Annotated in this window: 13 protein-coding genes and 2 pseudogenes; 2 read left to right on the top strand and 13 right to left on the bottom strand. The window is 57.3% G+C overall.

Going from position 1 to position 17,531, the window contains the following annotated elements:
- Positions 1-92 precede the first annotated feature (92 nt).
- Positions 93-326 (bottom strand): helix-turn-helix transcriptional regulator, encoded by a 234-nt coding sequence (locus tag EOA29_RS00185; protein ID WP_029354710.1) that lies wholly within the window; start codon positions 324-326, stop codon positions 93-95.
- Positions 327-442: 116 nt separating this feature from the next.
- Here EOA29_RS00185 and EOA29_RS00180 point away from each other — a divergent pair, with 116 nt between their 5' ends.
- On the top strand, positions 443-724 hold the full coding sequence (locus tag EOA29_RS00180) for a DUF2285 domain-containing protein (RefSeq protein WP_051695304.1): 282 nt from the start codon (positions 443-445) through the stop codon (positions 722-724).
- A 545-nt stretch (positions 725-1,269) separates the two neighbouring features.
- Here the strand turns inward: EOA29_RS00180 and EOA29_RS00175 are convergent.
- The 10 genes and pseudogenes from EOA29_RS00175 to EOA29_RS00130 all read right to left on the bottom strand — a co-directional run bounded on the left by EOA29_RS00175 (position 1,270) and on the right by EOA29_RS00130 (position 14,286).
- The gene (locus tag EOA29_RS00175) at positions 1,270-2,007 is read right to left on the bottom strand and encodes a LuxR family transcriptional regulator (RefSeq protein WP_029354706.1); all 738 of its coding nucleotides are present in this window, start codon (positions 2,005-2,007) and stop codon (positions 1,270-1,272) included.
- Between the two features lie 930 nt (positions 2,008-2,937).
- Entirely contained in the window at positions 2,938-4,344 is a 1,407-nt protein-coding gene (locus tag EOA29_RS00170; RefSeq protein WP_029354703.1) for an aminotransferase, read from the bottom strand.
- Positions 4,345-4,761: 417 nt separating this feature from the next.
- Positions 4,762-5,769 (bottom strand): annotated as a pseudogene (locus EOA29_RS00165) (IS3 family transposase); the annotation flags it as partial.
- A 626-nt stretch (positions 5,770-6,395) separates the two neighbouring features.
- Entirely contained in the window at positions 6,396-6,902 is a 507-nt protein-coding gene (locus EOA29_RS00160) for a TIR domain-containing protein (RefSeq protein WP_029354700.1), read from the bottom strand.
- Positions 6,903-6,911: 9 nt separating this feature from the next.
- Complete coding sequence (locus EOA29_RS00155; protein ID WP_029354698.1) at positions 6,912-7,772, bottom strand: DUF4231 domain-containing protein; 861 nt, start codon at positions 7,770-7,772, stop codon at positions 6,912-6,914.
- Positions 7,769-8,371 carry a toll/interleukin-1 receptor domain-containing protein gene (locus tag EOA29_RS00150; protein WP_127220018.1) on the bottom strand — a complete coding sequence of 201 codons (603 nt, stop codon included), beginning with the start codon at positions 8,369-8,371 and terminating at the stop codon, positions 7,769-7,771. Before EOA29_RS00150 ends, EOA29_RS00155 begins: the two co-directional genes overlap by 4 nt.
- Before the next feature lie 809 nt (positions 8,372-9,180).
- Positions 9,181-9,678, bottom strand: a complete 498-nt coding sequence (locus EOA29_RS00145; protein ID WP_029354694.1) for an Lrp/AsnC family transcriptional regulator — start codon at positions 9,676-9,678, stop codon at positions 9,181-9,183.
- A 501-nt stretch (positions 9,679-10,179) separates the two neighbouring features.
- Positions 10,180-11,724: a fumarate hydratase gene (locus EOA29_RS00140; protein WP_029354692.1), complete on the bottom strand. Its 1,545-nt coding sequence runs from the start codon at positions 11,722-11,724 to the stop codon at positions 10,180-10,182.
- Positions 11,725-11,729: 5 nt separating this feature from the next.
- On the bottom strand, positions 11,730-13,163 hold the full coding sequence (locus tag EOA29_RS00135) for an NAD-dependent succinate-semialdehyde dehydrogenase (protein WP_029354690.1): 1,434 nt from the start codon (positions 13,161-13,163) through the stop codon (positions 11,730-11,732).
- A gap of 196 nt (positions 13,164-13,359) precedes the next feature.
- Positions 13,360-14,286, bottom strand: a complete 927-nt coding sequence (locus tag EOA29_RS00130; RefSeq protein ID WP_029354688.1) for a LysR family transcriptional regulator — start codon at positions 14,284-14,286, stop codon at positions 13,360-13,362.
- A gap of 217 nt (positions 14,287-14,503) precedes the next feature.
- Here EOA29_RS00130 and EOA29_RS00125 point away from each other — a divergent pair.
- Positions 14,504-15,305, top strand: a pseudogene (locus tag EOA29_RS00125) (IS5 family transposase).
- Positions 15,306-15,339: 34 nt separating this feature from the next.
- Here EOA29_RS00125 and EOA29_RS00120 read toward each other — a convergent pair.
- Together EOA29_RS00120 and EOA29_RS00115 are read right to left on the bottom strand one after the other, a co-directional pair.
- A complete protein-coding gene (locus EOA29_RS00120) occupies positions 15,340-16,239 on the bottom strand; it encodes a CoA ester lyase (protein WP_029354686.1) in 900 nt (299 codons plus the stop codon).
- Positions 16,240-16,375: 136 nt separating this feature from the next.
- Entirely contained in the window at positions 16,376-17,527 is a 1,152-nt protein-coding gene (locus tag EOA29_RS00115; RefSeq protein ID WP_029354685.1) for a CaiB/BaiF CoA-transferase family protein, read from the bottom strand.
- Positions 17,528-17,531 lie beyond the last annotated feature (4 nt).

The following is a 17,531-nucleotide window of genomic DNA, read 5'->3' as shown; positions in this document are numbered from 1 at the left end:
GCGCAGCGGAATGGTCGAGACGCCCTGAGCCAAGAAAAGCGGGGATCGACCCACCGGCACCCGGCACGCGCGGTGATGGGCGCGGGCGCCCACTACGTCCGCAGGCTCAACAGAATCTCACACGGATCAGCGTCGAGGGCCGCAGTTACGTCGAGAAACTCAATGATATCGAGACGCCGCTCTCCACCCTCATATTTCGCCACGAAAGATTGCGGACGACCAAGCTTCTCAGCCACCTGCGCCTGCGTCAGTCCTTTGACCTTGCGCAGTGAGATCAACTGGGCCAGAAACCGCTGGTGGCGGGGAGATCGAAGAGATTTGGGCATTTAGGTGAACCGGTCAGGTAAAGACCGGCTCAGCGACTAATCCCCGTTTCGGATTATCCCATTTTGGGATATTCTGCCTTGGATCCAGCGATCAACATGCGAGGTTCGCGGCAGACATGAATCGATCAACGGCAACAGGTAAGACTCAAAGCTCAACACTGCTCGACGAAGTCCCTTGGTCTGACCGTCTTACCGCCTACGACAGGGCGCACTTTACCACCTATATGAGGCTCCTGGACGCCTCAGCCGATGAGGCGCCCGAAGAGGAAATGGCCCATCTGATCCTCGGCATTGATCCGGCACTTGAACCGGAGCGCGCCAGGAAGGCGCTTCGTAGTCATCTCGACCGTGCGAACTGGATGGTGACGAGCGGCTACAAGGAATTGTTCGCCAGCTGACAAATGCGCAGTGCTCGGTCATACAAGTAGCAGTTCCTGTGGCAGCCAGTGGTCAGGCTGATCGGGACCTGCACCACAGACGCGCCGGCAAAATGGACCCGGTGGCGAGCACAATTCAGTTCCCAGGAAATCGGGTTTTGGCAATTGTCCGAGCGTCTGACGTGATAGAAGGTTCCGCTCTGTCTGGATGGGTAATAGCCCGGAGCAGCGCTGCATATCGTGCCGGCGCTCGACGCAGAATGGTCCACCTCTTCGCTTTCAAGCCGGATAACCGAAAGCCATCGCCCTAAGTCAACGGTTAGAGATTACCGGCAGGCAGGTATGCAAGCGGGCCATCGTCGGAAACTATATAACCGCACGACTAGCTCGTCAGCGACGAAACACCCGCTCGAGCACCGATAGACTAAGATCACCGGCGCGGACTGGAAGAATACGGCTGCATCGCCCTGACCGAGCCGGCGGAACAGAAGATCTCGGCATCCAGTCAACGCTCGAGACAAAGCGCGCAATCGAATGGCCCGAGCACAAGCGGATCAAAAAGCTTCTCAGAGAATTGAGGACCCTTCGGACCCCAAAAGGGCTATAGCCTGATTTTGGGTTCGCACGCCTAGCTTCTTCTTGGCATTGTCCAAATGAAAAGCGATCGTGCGTGACTTGATGCCCAAGATGCGGCCGGTCACCCAGGCTGAATTACCCCGCGCTGCCCACCGCAGGCACTCATATTCGCGGGATGTCAGCGAAATCCCATCCACTGTTCGATCGCTCGGCAGTTTGCGGCGAACGCAACGATGAAAGCAGGCCGCCATCAGCTGAAGAGCTTGTTCGTACCGCTCAGCGACCCGAAGAAATACTGGACGAGGCTCATCGGCGGCAAAAGTAACCGCAGCGATGCGGCCGCGGAGATCGACAATCGGGATCGTCAAACCGCAGCAGATGCTGAATTGAGCCGCCTCATCGAATAGCTGCTGTTGAGCCGGCGACATTTTATCGCCCCCCAAATTCGATCCCCAGTGAAACGGGCAGCCGCCATTTCGAGCACGCAAGACCACAGGATCGAGTTTCTCATACTGATTTTCCAGATACTGTCTGGTCCAGCGGGGTGGATAGTTCGAAATTAGCCTCGGTTTGCCGGAAGGCCGTGCTGGCAAGGAGAGGTAGGCAAAGGAGATTAGGTCAAGTCGTCCGGCCGCCTCAGCCATGGCATCCCGGAAATCTGCCTCATCGATACTCTGTGACAGTCTTTCAAGGAATGTCTCGAAAACAAGTGGCAGGTCCCTCGTCATCGTCGCGCTCGATTCTTCCTCTTTCTGCACGCCTTCCGGCTGCGTCGTGTATTTCCCGACAAACGCGATTGACTTCGCGGGCGTCGCTGGGCTGACCAGGCTCCAGAATGCTGCCACACTTTCGATCTTCGCCGGTCATCCCAATCATGCTGGGCTCGCCCGATGGGCGTCTGGCAGACGCCTCTTGATCTTTCAACAGCTCAATCAGAGAATCTCCATGCATTAAATCATGACCGCCCCTGCACCGTCCAAATCAGGAGAAATCATCCTGCGCTGACCAAAAGCCATCATTGACCCAGCTTTTGCAGGAATTGTGGTCGGCATTAGCATAACAATTCGGATAGCCGCTCATCCCCCACCCAGGGCGCCATGATCCGGAACGAAGTGTTGCGATGCTTTCTTTTATTTGATAGGCAAATCGTCTCAACAATGTTAAAATGCCTTTTCCTTGTGAACGGGATGGCGTGTGAGTATCGTCCTTTTATATACCTGACGTGATAAAATTCACCGCAATGATTATTCTGCTCTTTGTGATGTGAAGGAAGATATCTTCGGCGTTGCCGCGCTTTGGAACCGGCGACCGTGGCCCGCTGCAATGATGTAAAGGGCGAGTCTAAGCTCAATCTGCATCGGAACGTGCAGATGACCTTTACTAGACCCTCGATTCCGGACGGGCCATAATGATTCTGATTACGTGGGTCAAAAAGGGCGCCCTGCCGGCGGGGAGGTACACCCGCAGGGCGCGCCGCACAGAGGTCCTGGTCGTTGGGCAACAGGACAGCGGCGGCAGAACTGATTCGGTTCGTGACTGAAATAGTCCGGAGCATGCTCAAGATCAGATATCTGGAATTCAACAGTTTTGGGTCTGCTCGGCGCAGTAGCGCGCAGGGACATGCCTGCCTCCGGACTCGCTCCTTCGCGATCGCAAAATCATACGGCACCCTCGGCCTTCAGCGCGCGATAGGTGGTATCGACCGACTTTACCGTCGCGTCGACAATGATGTCGATCTCTTTTCGGGTAATGATCAGGGGGGGTGCATAACCGAGGATGTCGCCATGCGGCATGGCCCGTCCGATGACACCATTCTCAAACAGAGCAGCTGCAGTGCGCACCCCGACCTGAAGGTCGGGTTCGAATGGTATCCTTTGTTTTGGGTCCCGCATCATCTCTACGGCCGACAGGATACCCACTCCGCGAACTTCACCAACGATGGGATGCCCCGCCAGCTCGGCCTTCATCCGGTCTTGCCAATACGGTCCAACATCGCGGACATGCTCCAAAATATTTTTTTCTTTAAGCAGTCGAATATTGGCGAGCGCGGCTGCGGCACAAAGCGTGTGCCCCGAATATGTCCAGCCGTGGCCGAGTGCGCCGTGCTTCTCAGTTCCTTGTTCCAAAACCGACCAGACACGGTCGCCAATGATTGACCCGGAGATGGGGAGGTAGGCGGAACTCAAACCCTTTGCGATGGTCACGAAATCCGGACGCATGTTATACAGGTGGGAACCGAACTTCTCGCCGGTTCGCGCGAAGCCGCAGACCACTTCATCGGCGATTAGAAGGATATCGTATTTGTCGAGCACCGCTTGAATGGACGTCCAGTACCCTGTGGGGGGCGGCACAATACCTCCTGTCCCAAGTACCGGCTCTCCGATAAAAGCTGCAACCGTTTCCGGTCCTTCGGCCAGGATCAAGGCTTCAAGCTCATCGGCACAGCGCCGGGAGAACGCTTCCTCGCTCTCCTCGATACGCGCCTGGCGGTAATAGTGCGGCGTGGTTGTATGGCGCACCAAATCCAGAGGCAGGTCGAAGAAATTGTGAAAGAAGGGAAGGCCAGTTAGGCTACCCGTGACCAATCCAGACCCGTGATAGCCGCGATTTCGCGAGATGATCTTTTTCTTTTCGGGCCGGCCAAGAATGTTATTATAATACCAGACCAGCTTGATGTTGGTTTCGTTAGCATCGGAACCGGAGAGGCCGAAATAGACCCTTCGCATGTTCTGACCGAAATACTCCACCACGGCCTCTGCCAACAGGGCGACCGGCTCCGTACCTTGGCTGGCATAGACGTGCGCGAACGGCAATTCGCGTGCTTGCCTGGCAATGGCCTCGGCGATCTCCGTGCACCCATATCCCATGTTGACGCAGTAGAGCCCTCCGAAACCGTCGAGGCTCCTTCGGCCTTCGGTGTCCCAGATATAGACGCCTTCCGCACCGGCCATAATCCTATTTGGCGTTTCGCCTCGGCTGTGCTTGGCCAGATGCGTAGAAGGATGGAAGACGAAGCTTCTATCCTTCTCCCGGAGTTGCTCGGTTCCCAGATTGCTCGAGCGCATCGTCCCTCTCCTCGCGATAAATTGGCGGAGGGCACTCGGCCAGCCACCTGTTTAGCAAATAGCATACCGGAAACGTCTCTCGAGTTTCTCGGGAATACACGCTATTCGCCGCGGAATTCGCGGGATCGGCCCGAATTGCCGTGAAAACTAAGGCGCCACCTTCGCCTTGGCCGAGGGAGCGTTGAATTGGATCTCACTGATTTTGCGACGTCAGGGCGCGTACTGCAAACACGAACAGCTTACGACGCGCATGCGTCCAGCATAGTGCCCGATTAGCGGGTGACGTTGCCCCCAGTTTCTATCCAGTTTTGGTTCGTTTCCGGCGTGGGTTGTGCCCTGCTGGGCGGGTGAAGCGACGGGCGCTGGCGCGGAGCCTTTGGCATAGCGCAGCGCGAGCGACCGTCGCGGATTGAAGGTGCTGGCGAACTCGGCCGGGGTCTGCCAGGCGATTTGGGAGTGCGGCCGCGCGGTGTTGTAGTCGGCGTGCCACAGGGCGATGGCGACGCGCGCCTGAGCCAGCGAGGTGAACAGCTTCTCGTTGAGCAGTTCATCGCGCAGTCGGCCGTTGAAGCTCTCGATGAAGCCATTCTGCATCGGCTTGCCGGGCGCAATGTAATGCCATTCGACGCGGTTCTGATCCGCCCAGGCGAGGATGGCGTTCGAGGTGAACTCGCTGCCATTGTCGCTGACGATCATCCTCGGCCGGCCGCGCTCGGTGATGAGCCGGTCCAATTCGCGGGCAACCCGCATGCCCGAGAGAGACGTATCAACGATGAGTGGCAGGCACTCTCTCGTGCAGTCGTCGACGACGGTCAAGATGCGGAAGCGGGGCCCGTCGGTGAGCTGGTCCGATACGAAGTCAAGCGACCAGCGCTCGTCGGGCCTCTAGCGGTACCAGCATCGGCGCTCTGGTCCCGATCGCCCGCTTGCGGCCGCCACGGCGGCGAACGGCGAGCTTCTCCCGATAGAGCGCGGAACAGCTTCTTGTGGTTCACGACCAGGCCCTCCCGCCTCAGCATCACGAGAAGAGGCCGATAGCCGAACCGGCGACGCTCCTGCGCGATCGCCTTCATCCGCTCGCGAAGCTCGCGGTCGCCGTTCGCTCATCCCGAAGCCTTCCTTCAGGCGAGCGGCAGTTTTCCGCTTGGCCGCGGGCGTCACCATTTCTTTCCCACAAGATCCTTCAACGCGGCATTGTCGAGCATGGCGTCGGCCAGAAGCCGCTTCAGCCGGGTGTCCTCGTCCTCCAGAGCCTTCAGCCGCCGAGCCTCGGAGACATCCATCCCGCCGAAGCGGGCCTTCCAGTTGTAAATCGAGGCGTCGCCGACCCCGTGCTTGCGGCACAGATCGGTAACCGATACCCCGGCCTCAAGTTCCTTCAAAAATTCCGATGATCTGCTCTTCAGAGAAGCGGCTACGTTTCATGTCCTGGTCCTCTCGATGGGCCAGAACGAACTTCAAACCGGATTAGATCAGAGGGGCAAGGTCACGGGCGATATTGAAGGATGAATAGCGCTCGGGATGCTGTTCCCGCCGGCCGCGCGAGGCACGATAGAGCGCCGCCGGCCGCCTCGCCATCGACATCTTGATTCGCAGCCGACCAGCGCCGCCAAGTTCTGTCGTCAGTGTGTTGCCCTTCTTGCGATCGCAAATTCGTGGTTGCTGCGCAGGGCGAGCCGAGCTGCGGCTCGCGGGACGCGGGCGAACCGACAGAACTCTTTGCGCCGCCTGAAAAGCTGCCTCCATCAATGCTGGCCGATCGTGCAGTCTTTAAACGCTGGCTCAAGCCTCAAACGTCGAGCAGCCGCTCCTTTTCCTCTCGAAACCAGCGCCCCTCGCCCGACGTGATCACTCGATCTCATGCTTCGAGCAGGGCTCCTCCTAATGGTTGCGCTCATGACCTGCACCCTTCAGCCAAACTCAGCAAATGGGACGTCTCCACGGATTATCAGCGGCTCGGCAAGCTCGGAACGCGCCGGTGAACGCTGCAAGGTTAGTCGCCGCCAGTGGATGGCGAGGATGTCCTGCGGCTAAGTACTTTAGGTGGGTTATTATAACCCGAGATTCCGATACGTGGTTTCGCCATAGCTCCTGGCGCCATTGGCACGCTGAGCGTTTGAAAGCCGATGAAACTCGTTAGGCCAATGGGCAAGCGCGTGCTTGATAGCCTTCATCTTGAACGGCACGTGCACAACACATTTGTCCCTGATGATGGGCGGACAGCTCGCATCTTGTTGTCGCGAGCCGTTAAGGTTTGCTGCGATTATCGGCAGACCTAGATCAAGGGCCAATTCCATTTCCCAGCGCACGAAGCGAAAAAGGTTTTTCGTTTTCTCACCGATCAGGACAAGTACCTGGCTCGATCCATTCATTCTGTTGCGAAGATTGCGTTTAACATAATCTTCGTCCTGTGCTCGGCTCGTCATATTGTCCAGATCGTGAGCGTTCGCGAATTCAAAACTCACATTCTCGCTGGCATTCCACCCTTTCATAAAGCGGTATGCCCAAGCGTCTTCATCGCCGTCAAATATTACATAGGTCGGATCGCTGTATGCCATTGTTGTCTCTTAGTTGTTTTGACGAGCAACCCACTGGGTGTGCTCCCTTGAGAAAGCCAGTTCGGCTTCGTTCACCGCCGCGGAGAATGCCTCATCCGAGATGGCGTCCGTAATAAGGTCGGCAGTCAATCCGATCTCGTGAGCTGTCAACGTGTAAGCCGATGCCAATTCGTTAAATTTCTTGATCTGGGTCCACCCGATAAGCGAGGCGGCAATAACGATTAACGGCTCTGTCGGCCAGCCTGGTATCGCTGGGTCAGCGATGCGTACCACGATGAACGAGAACCCCAGAGCGTAAGCAATCACACCAAGGCCCATCCAAATTTTTGCGGATCTCTTGTTCGAGCGCGCTTTCTTCTCGTACCACTTACGTTGCTCGCAAATTCGTTTCTGCAGATATAGCTCTTTTCGCTCTTTTAGCGGGGAGTCCCTTATTGACATCATTTCGTCGGTTGTTTGAGGGGATGCTGAATCGGTGCCGCTCAACGCGCTGCCAAGGTGTCGATTGCTATCAAGGATACCTTCCATGAGCTTGCGAAAATCAGCTCTAGCGTCGGCCGCACGCGTGTCATCGAACGGCTGTGCTCGCATCGCAAAGCGCCAGGTCAATGTCTTTACTGACTCTGCCAAAGCTCTAGCTTGATACCAGACCTGCTCGGGCTTTGTGACCGACCGGAAAATGAGGATTCCCATTGAGCAAAGAAACACCGCAGCATACACACCGAAATAGGCCTTTGATGGCCACAAATCCAAAGAGAGAACAGACGCCGAAAAAAGAAGAACGTACTCTGCCCGGATCAGGCTAAGAAATGTCGCCTGCTGCTCGTTAGACGCCATGTCGGCGCTATTATAAAGTCCAGGATATTTCACTTCAGAGCACCTCTATTTGTGCCAGCAAATTCTTTAAGCCATGATTTGGCAAACGTAACGTTTGCAGTCGAGCTTACAGAGCCTAGTCTTGAGCTAGACGCGGTCCCTCTGTTTATAAACAGGATTGCAGGTCCGGTCCCATCGATGTACGGGTATAGGCCCAAAAATTCTTGCCCACAGAATGTTTCCGAAGAATTTTTTGCCACGGGGAGAACTGCTACCGCGGTCCGAAAGCCATCGAAAAAGCCAAGCTCCCAAGGCATCCATCTGGATCCTGGAGAATTGTTTGAATGCACATAGATTAGCGTCTTTGACTGCCTCATACGGGTCCGCAGCAACTCGGCAGTGGCAGAGGAGACCTTTGTGCGGTCCAATTGTGAATCTTCGATCCAATCTACATAAGCAGTGAACCCAAGCTCCTCAAAAATTCGCTTCACACCGAGAACGATCTCTGCGTCCTTGAACGAATGTGACAGAAAAACGTCGAATGACGATCTGGCTGTAGCTGCGGCCATCTCTTCCTTTAGAACGATCGATGCGGCTCTATGTCCTCGACTGGCATTCGCAACTTTTTTCAGCTCTGCCTCGGTCAGTAGCACTATTCAAATCCCCCATGATCTGTTCGCAATCTATGAACTAGACGCCCATTCGATTAAGCGACCCCTTGTCTTGTGAAAACTGGCACCATTCTCTCCAGCCGGTAGCGCAACCTCCACCCTTCTCGAAGACCACTCGGCTGGCGGGCGTGACCGGCCTTGTCACCCACCTACGCGACCGCGGCTCAGCGATGCTCCTCGCTCAGAAGGCTGCGGAGACCAGCAATGTCAAACAGGACAGACAATCTCCTAATCTCGAACAGCAACGAACTTACGACGTAGAAAGGAGATGGAGCGATCTCCGAATATCCGCAGGCGTCGAGGGCCGGTTTGCTCGCCAAGGCCGAGCGGGCCAGCTTGCACTCCCGCTACCCGTCGGCTTGCCAATTCCTCGCTGTAGATTTCGCCCCCTACACGGATGCGCTGACCGCGACTAAGCTCAATCGCCCCCGATCGCCAATCCAGGGCGAAGGTTCCCCCCTTGAGATAGCTGTAGATGCACTTTTCGGCACTTCGCATCTCAGATATGGACGCCTCCTCCACCAGGCACGATCCGGTTTGGCTTCTCGCCGCAACCGTGCTGGCCAAGTGCGTCCGATGGCTGCTTCGATCCGTCTCCTGGAATTGATCGGTTCCAGATTGCTCAAGCGCATCGTCCTTCCTCGCCATCAACTGGCGGATAGCGCTCGGCCACCTTTTTCCAGGAATTAGTATACCGCAAATGTCCCTTGAGTTTCGTCGGAATGGGTGCTTTTTGCCGACGAATCTACGGGATCCGTGCCAAACGCCGTTGAAACTTAAGCTTTTCGGTTTTACCGTTGCCTCAGGGCGGACAAGGGTATCGGTGAATTGGACTTCACTGGTTTCGTAACGACAAGGCTATAGTATTGATCAATCCCTAAGCCTGCCTGCAGCAGTCCCTCCATGAAATCCTGATAGGCGGCCATAGAACGAGATGCGACCCGCATCAGATAATCGACGCGCCCCCCAATTGCCCAGCAGTCCAGGATTTCCGGAATCTCTTGGATTGCAGTTTCGAAGCGTCGTTGGTCCTCAAGACGATGACGATCCAGCACGACCTCTACCATCACAAAGATCATGCCGCCAATGAGGGCAGGACTCAGTCGCGCATAGAATCCCTCAATAATCCCTGCGGCCTTGAGTGCTCGGAGCCGCTCCGAACAGGCCGATGCCGAAAGATGAACTCGTTTTGCAAGCTCACTTTTTGAAATCCGACCGTCTGCCTGAATTTCGGAGAGAATCCGGACGTCCCAACTGTCGAGTTGCACGGGATCGGGTTTCGACTTCATAACCTATGCTCTCAAGCAGCGATCGACATCGCGTTGTGTGCCGATCAATTCTATCATCAATTGAAACGACCGAATGTACTAGTGGAAGGCATCCGTTTCTCGGCCCGAGATGTGCCAGAATGGGGTACGAAAATCAGCTGAGGGAGAGCGATCCGCTGAGAAAAGCTGCAGAAGTAGTTTGGCTATCGCCCCGACGCCTAACGGGGCAATGATGCAGCTGGAGAGGATAGCCGGCCGCGGCGGAGACCTCCTGATAATATAGATAACCCATTTACTGAACTCCGCTGCCGTACTTGATAGACGCCGCGACGGCATTCGAGCCTCGATCGCGTGTACGGCATATTCAATGCAGTATTCACTGGCACATTCAGCTATTGGAGTGAATTGAAGGCCTTGCTCGTCCGGCTCGCCGAGGCGCATGGCACCGCAAATGCCGCTCGTCTTACGGCTTGCCCGACAATTTGGCGCGGGAGTCTGGCCGAAATCGCCCAACGGAAAGACTCAAACGCCGATGTTGCGTGCGATGCTGTCTGCCGCCATACGCTTCCGCCATTCAAGAGGCCCGGAATTGTGAATGGAGTTTCCCTCAACATCGACAGCCATGATGACAGGCATGTCCTGCACCTCGAATTCATAGATGGCTTCCATGCCCAGGTCTTCAAAGGCAACGATCCGCGCCGCCTTGATCGATTTTGAAATCAGGTACGCAGCGCCACCCACTGCAGCAAGGTATGGCGTTTTGTGTCTTACAATCGACGCGATGGCCGCCGGTCCCCTCTCCGCTTTGCCCACCATCGCGAAAAGGCCGGTTTCGGCGAGCACCTTGTCCGTAAAATCGTCCAAGCGGCTGGAGGTTGTTGGACCAGCGGGTCCAACAACCTCATTCCTCACTGCCCGGACGGGGCCGACGTAGTAAATCACGCCTCCCCGCAGGTTGACCGGAAGCGGTTTACCGGCATCGAGCAGCTCGATCATTCGTTGGTGGGCAGCGTCACGGCCCGTCAGTATCTTTCCAGACAGCAGGAGCGTTTCACCGCAGCGCCACGATGCCGTCTCTTCCTTCGTCAGCGTATCTAAATTGACCCGCCGGACGCCGGCTGGGTTCAATTCGTCGGCTCCGATGTCGGGCCATTCGCGCAAATCGGGCGGCTGGAGGGTGATGGGTCCAGAGCCGTCCAAAGTAAACTTCAGGTGCCGGTTGGCGGCGCATTGCGGGATGAGCGCCACAGGCTTGGACGCCGCATGAGTAGGATAGGTCGCAACCTTGACGTCAACGACTGTCGTTAGACCACCAAGGCCTTGGGCGCCGATACCAAGCGCGTTGATCCGCTCATAAAGCTCAATCCGCAGCCCCTCCTCTGCGCTTGACGCCCCCATTGCGATCAGTTCCGCCATATCGATGGGCTCATTCATGGCCTCCTTGGCCAGCAGCATCGCCTTTTCAGCGCTACCACCGATGCCGACAGAGATCAGTCCAGGTGGACACCACCCGCTGCCAAGGGTCGAAACGGTATTGACCACCCAGTCGGAAACGGAGGCGCTGGGATTGAGGGTGGTAAAACGTGCCTTGTTCTCCGACCCGCCGCCTTTTGCGGCGATGGTGATCTCAATCTGGTTACCTTGCACCAGGTCGACATGGACAACTGCCGGCGTGTTGTCGCGGGTGTTGACCCGTCTAGCTAGGGGATCCGCAACGATCGATGCCCGAAGGGGATTGTCCGGATCGAGATAGGCTTGACGTACGCCCTCATTCACAAGATCAGCGAAACTGGCCGTTGACTTAATACGGGCATCCATGCCGACCTTTGCGAAGACAACCACAAGTCCGGTGTCCTGACAAATCGGGCGCCGCCCAAAGGCCGCCATGCGGGAGTTCAGCAGAATCTGACCTATGGCATTCTTCGCCGACGGGCTCTGTTCTCGCGTGTATGCGTGAGAAAGAGACCGGATATAATCTGGAGGATGATAGTACGAGATGTACTGAAGGGCGTCGGCGACGCTCCTTGTGATGTCGCTACCGGCGATGGTCCGTGTTCTGTTTCCCACTGGATTTATCCAAATGAACCGAGGCCATTGACCATTTTCAGAATCTGGAAGCTTCGCACCCCCTGCTCGCCGCCTTCATATCCATAGCCACTTTGCTTGACGCCTCCATAAGGGGCATCCGCGGAAACCCCTTTCAGGTAATTCACACTAACAGCGCCCGCAGAAAGACCATTGACAAGCTTCTGTTGCGTATCGGCCGCGCCAGTAAACAAGTAGGCGGCCAGACCGTACTCCGTGGCGTTGGCTTCATCGATCGCCTCTTCGATCGTATCGAAAGGCGCCACAGTGAGGATCGGTCCGAACGGCTCTTCATGAAGCACTCTCGCTTCCTTCGGTACGCCCGTCAGGATGGTTGGCGGCCAGTAAAACCCCGGTCGGTCAAGGGGGATGCCACCGATCTCGATGCGGGCGCCGCCTTCTACCGCATCCTTGGTCAGGCGCTGCATGGCCTCTATTCGCCGCGCGTTTGCCATTGGCCCCATTTGCGTTGCAGGGTCATCCGGTGGTCCGATCCTGATTTTTCGGACCGCCTCCGTCATCCGGAACAGGAATTCCTCATAGCGGGATCGGGCGACAAGAATCCTGCTGGGCGCATTACAACTCTGGCCCGCGCACTCGAATTTGTATTCCGAAATAGCCGGTATCGCCTTTGCCAGATCCGCATCTTCGCACACAATAACCGGGGAATGTCCACCGAGCTCAAGGATGCAGCGCTGCAGATTATTCGCGGCCAGCGTGGCCAGCTGTTTTCCAACAGCGGTCGACCCCGTGAACGTCAAGACTTTCACAATTGGCGAACTGAGCAGATGCCGCGATATATGCACAGGAACACCGAACACCAGGTTGACCACGCCTTCCGGTATCCCTGCTTGATGCAAAGATTCCACGATATGGACAGCCACGCTTGGCGTCTCCTCGGCCCCTTTGAGGATCACCGGGCAGCCTGCCGCCAGCGCGGGGGCGAGCTTGCGGGCGATAAGAACGGCCGGATAGTTCCATGGCGTAAATGCAGCGACGACACCGAGCGGCTCGGGGGCTATCATCCTGTTCGAGCCCAACGGAATCGGGGCCGACAACTCATCGGCATGCCGGCCATTCCATTCCAGCGTTTCGACTGCGCGCGCGTATTCTCCTGTCGCTTCGGCAATCGTCTTTCCCTGTTCGGACGACAGGTCCCTGGCTGCGGCGCCAGCTTTCTCTGCCAGAATGCTGGCGGCAGAGACGAGGATCTCGCCACGCTCTTTGGCGGGTCGTGAGGACCACGCCTTGCGGCTGCGTTCTGCCGAAGCAAGAGCTTCATTCAAGTCTGAAACCGTAGCCGAGGCCACTGAGGCAAACACCTTCTCCGTCGCCGGGTTGATCACCGGCAAAGTGGCTCGGCTACCACCGGCTCGCCATTTGCCATTAATGAAGAGCTCGTAGCTCTTGGCGTCGCACATCGCGGGCTCCACTTGACTGAATTCTTGCCATACGAGCGCAGTTTCGATATCGAAACTGCTGAACTCGCTTGAGCCAGTTTCATCGCGATGGTCGCGGCGGGTCAAATATCGAATATTGCCGAAATCCATCTGGAATCCAGATCGGGCTGGTCCTGATGGCCGCAAAAGATTATGCCCAGCTTTACAGGTTAGGTTGTCAGGTCGCCTCAGGCGCCACCGCTGCCCAGTCCCGGATTTCAATCAATTCTCTGGCGACCTTCGGAATGAGCTTGCGGACCGCAGAAACGGCCGCAGAACGCTCATCTTTGGGATTTACAGCAAGCACCACGGAGCGGGTAATCACCGGATCGACGATCTTGACAGTCCGGACCAGCCCTTGGGAGGCTTCTTTCTGAACCGCAGACGGGGCGAGAATAGAATGCGCTTTTCCCTCTACGACAATGTTGATGATCGTTGAGAGGGAGTCCACTTCAAACTTAACGTCAAGCGCGCAACCGTGTTGTGCGACGACATCAGCCACCGAACGCCTGACATTGTTGTTGCGCATGGGAACCGCCAGGGGGAATGCATGCAGGTCGGCCAGAGATATCGCATCTTCAAACGGTGGCTCGCCGGACGGAACCACCAGACAAAGGTCTTCGCGCGCTAGCACCGTCATTCGCCCCACACTGTCTGCGGTGCGGTACAGAACCGCCAGATTGAAGCGTCCAGCCGCCATCCATTCCTCTAGCGGTCCCGTCATACCCTCGACCATCTTGAGGGACACCTTGGGCAGTTCGTGTCTCACCGTCTCAAGCAGCGGACCGCTCAGGACGCGAGCAGCTCCAGACGGAATGCCAATAGTCACCTCCCCGGCAGGGGAAGCGGCTGTGTTGGTCAATTCCACCTCGGTAAGTCGAATTTCTTTGAGGATCGCCCGTGCCCGCTCGAGCAATTTGGCTCCTGACGCGGTGACGCTGACGCCGGTTCTGTCGCGTATCAGCAGCTGAGTGCCGAAGCCTTGCTCCAGTTGACGCACATGCAGGCTCAGCGCACTCTGGGCGACATTAAGGAAACCAGCGGCCTTCGTAAAACTGCCTGCTTCGACCACGCCGACGAAATATCTTAACTGCCTGATTTCCACGGGTACTCATCCGAGAGTGGACTCCAATGGATGTAATCTATCTCGAAAAGCGATGGCGCGATAGCAATAATTGTGCCACGCTGCAGCGATCCAGTGGCGAGGCAATTGGACCGCCGTGGTCTCGTGCCGTCCCGTCCGGTCTCCTCAGTTGGTAAGAGGCCGTTTGGGAACCGAGGATTTTGGTTTGCGCTGAGGCGAATTGTGATTCGAGCTCTGGATGTGGACAAAACAGAGTCGTGGGCGGATGGCCCAGATCGCCAGGAAGACCAAGCGCTACCCGTCTGATTGACGGACGAGGAGTGGGAGCAGTTCGCACTGCTTATGCCCGAACCTGGGCGTCGCCTCGTCGGCGTGAGGGTGATTTCCGGAAGGTGGTCAACCCTTGCGCTACTTGGTCCGCTCCGGTTGCGGCTGGCGGATGCTGCCGGTCCACTTTGGGCCGAGGCAGACGGTCTACGGCTGGTTTCGCGAACTGGCGCGGCGGTTTCTGCTCCAGACCCTCCAAGACGTGGCTCCGATGTTGGATCGTGAGCGGGCCGGGCGCGAGGCGAGCCGGTGATCGACAGCCGGTCGGTCAAGGCTCCGCAATTAACAACAAGCGGTTACGACGCTGGAAAAAACGTCGGACGCAAGCGCATAACGCGCTCGATGCGGATGGGCGGCTGTTATGGTCGAACTGACGCCGGCCGACATCTCCGACAGCGCCGGCTCTCAGGCGACCTGGATGGCATCCGCAAGCGCTGGCCTTGGGTCAAGCATCTGTTCGCCGACGGCGCCTAATCGCTAAAGCTCATGCACAAGGCCGTTATCTCGACTTCGTCGTCGAGGTCATCCGCCGACCCAACGACCAGAAGGGCTTCGAAATCCTCCCCCGCCGCTGGGTCGTCGAGCGAACTTTCGGTTGGATGACCCGATGGCGACGTCTCGTGCGCGACTACGAGCAGCGCGTCGACATCTCTCACGCCATGATCCTCGTCGCCATGGGCGGCAACCTGCTTCGCCGAAATGCCCATCCGTGATTTTCAAACGGACTCTAAGGACACAGACGCCCAGCTAAGCTTTCGGGCCCATGGCGATGATCTCACGGGCCCTTCGAATGACCGGTGCATCGACCATCTTTCCGTCCAAGGCGAAAGCACCTCTGCCCTGCGCCGAGGCATCGTTTTGCGCCGCGACGACACGATGGGCCCACTCGATTTCCTGCTCGCTTGGCGAGAAAGCGTCATTGAATATGGCCACCTGGGTCGGGTGGATCGCCAAAGCTCCGACAAAGCCAAGCCGCCGCGCGTGCGTCGCGGCCGCACGAAGCTTATGCGTGTCTGAAAACTCGCCGATGCTTCCTACGAAGCCAAGCGGTAGTAAGCCTGCGGCACGAGCAGCAAACAAAACGGAAAGGTTCGGCGTCAAGAGAAGGTCGAGTTCCGGGGCACCACCAACTGAGGCACTGAAGTCTTCAGGGCCGAGTGCCATTGCAACCATCCTGGGATCGGCCGACGCAATGGCCGAGAGATTTTGCAATGCAGCCGGGGTCTCGATCTGTGCAAGGAACCGGATTTGACCCGGCACAAGATTTCTTTCTCGTTCAAGTTCCAATACCGCATTCGCGATCTCCGATACCCATGCTGACGAATCCGTTTTCGGAAGGACAAGTGCATCAACACCCGCCATCACTGCTGCATCGAGATCTGCCGCCAAGGGGCGCAAACCACGATTCACACGGATCAAGACAGATGCGCCCTTTCGGCCCACCTTTGCCACGGATGCAGAAAGCCGCTTTCGCGACTCCTCTTTCTGATGCTGGGGAACCGAGTCCTCAAGGTCCAGTATGACGCCATCTGCCCCGCGTTCATGAGCAGTCTCCACAAAGCGCGGAACGTGAGAGGGAACGAAGAGCAGCGATCTCCAGCGGGGAATGGACATCGGGCTTTCAACGGCCGGAATGGTGCCCTTCATGAAGTCGCCTCTGCTGCCGGTTTTAGCGCGGGCTGTTGCAGTGAGCTGGCTGGGCGGCCGTGGGACTGGAAAGGGTTAGGAGTAGGCATACACTCTGTGGGTCGCGACCACGCCCCCTTCCCGACAAGGCGCGCGCTCACGCTGACGGAGCTCGTTCGCGCAAACGTCCCAGAACCTCCTCGCGGACAGCCTCGGTATGAGCTCCAAGAGCCGGAACGGGGCGCAGCAAAGGGCGCTCAGAGTTGAAGATCGCCGCCGGCGCTATCGCATCGATGGTTCCTTCGGGTGTTCCGACCTGCACCTTGCGAATGTGTGGGTGCTTTGAAACATCCGCGACTTCGTTCAGTCGGCCATATGCCAACCCGGCCGCCTCAAGCTCCTGCATTGCTTCGTGGCCTAACAGTTCGGAAAACCGCTGTTCGATGATCTCATCAAGTTGCGCACGGTGACCGAGGCGCTCCATATTATCGGCGAAACCAGGTGTGCGTATAAGCCCCGGCTGCTTCAGGAACTTCTCGCAAAAGTTCACCCATTCCCGGTCATTCTGAACCGAAAAGATGACCTCTTTGCCGTCGGCACAGCGATAGGCGCCATACGGCGCGAGCGACGGGTGTTTCACGCCCGCGCGCACCGTGTGATAACCGCTGTAGTCGTTTTGAAGAACCGGCACGTTCATCCAGTCGGCGACGGCATCGAACAGTGACACCTGAATGCTGGTCCCGTCGCCGGTGACCTCGCGGTGATATAGCGCCTGAAGAATGGCACTGTGCGCTGTCATGCCTGCCGAGATGTCGCAAACCGACACACCCACACGGGCGGGCCCCTGTTGCGTCCCGGTGATCGCACACAGACCAGTTTCGGCCTGGACGATGAGATCATAAGCCTTCAAGTGGGAATACGGCCCCTGCTCCCCGAAACCAGAGATATCGCAGGTGATCAGCCGCGGAAAACGTCGACGCAGATCCGCAGACCCGAAACCCAATTTTTCGATACTGCCCGGTTTCAGATTTTGGATCAATACGTCGGCACCGGCAATGAGCGTGTCCAGAACGGCGCGGTCCGCCTCAGATCTCAAGTCCAGACAGACCGACTCCTTACCCCGGTTGAGCCAGACGAAGTATGCGCTCTGACCCCGCACCAACTTGTCGTAATTTCTGGCAAAATCCCCTTCGGGCCTCTCGATCTTGATCACCCGGGCGCCGGCATCAGCAAGGCGAGACGAAGCGTAAGGCGCAGCAACCGCCTGCTCCACGGCAACGACGGTGATCCCCTCAAGAGACTTCTGCATGCGA

Source organism: Mesorhizobium sp. M1E.F.Ca.ET.063.01.1.1, assembly GCF_003998155.1.
In the GTDB taxonomy this organism is placed as follows: domain Bacteria; phylum Pseudomonadota; class Alphaproteobacteria; order Rhizobiales; family Rhizobiaceae; genus Mesorhizobium.
The sequence above is the reverse complement of the archived record's forward strand: the minus strand, read 5'-3'. Positions and strand labels throughout refer to the sequence as shown.

What these genes read in the sequence shown, in the direction of transcription:
- EOA29_RS00120 (WP_029354686.1), bottom strand. Translation starts at nt 16,239, where the DNA reads ATGAAGGGCACCATTCCGGCCGTTGAAAGCCCGATGTCCATTCCCCGC.
- EOA29_RS00180 (WP_051695304.1), top strand. Translation starts at nt 443, where the DNA reads ATGAATCGATCAACGGCAACAGGTAAGACTCAAAGCTCAACACTGCTC.
- EOA29_RS00160 (WP_029354700.1), bottom strand. Translation starts at nt 6,902, where the DNA reads ATGGCATACAGCGATCCGACCTATGTAATATTTGACGGCGATGAAGAC.
- EOA29_RS00115 (WP_029354685.1), bottom strand. Translation starts at nt 17,527, where the DNA reads ATGCAGAAGTCTCTTGAGGGGATCACCGTCGTTGCCGTGGAGCAGGCG.
- EOA29_RS00170 (WP_029354703.1), bottom strand. Translation starts at nt 4,344, where the DNA reads ATGCGCTCGAGCAATCTGGGAACCGAGCAACTCCGGGAGAAGGATAGA.
- EOA29_RS00135 (WP_029354690.1), bottom strand. Translation starts at nt 13,163, where the DNA reads ATGTGCGACGCCAAGAGCTACGAGCTCTTCATTAATGGCAAATGGCGA.
- EOA29_RS00185 (WP_029354710.1), bottom strand. Translation starts at nt 326, where the DNA reads ATGCCCAAATCTCTTCGATCTCCCCGCCACCAGCGGTTTCTGGCCCAG.
- EOA29_RS00175 (WP_029354706.1), bottom strand. Translation starts at nt 2,007, where the DNA reads ATGACGAGGGACCTGCCACTTGTTTTCGAGACATTCCTTGAAAGACTG.
- EOA29_RS00145 (WP_029354694.1), bottom strand. Translation starts at nt 9,678, where the DNA reads ATGAAGTCGAAACCCGATCCCGTGCAACTCGACAGTTGGGACGTCCGG.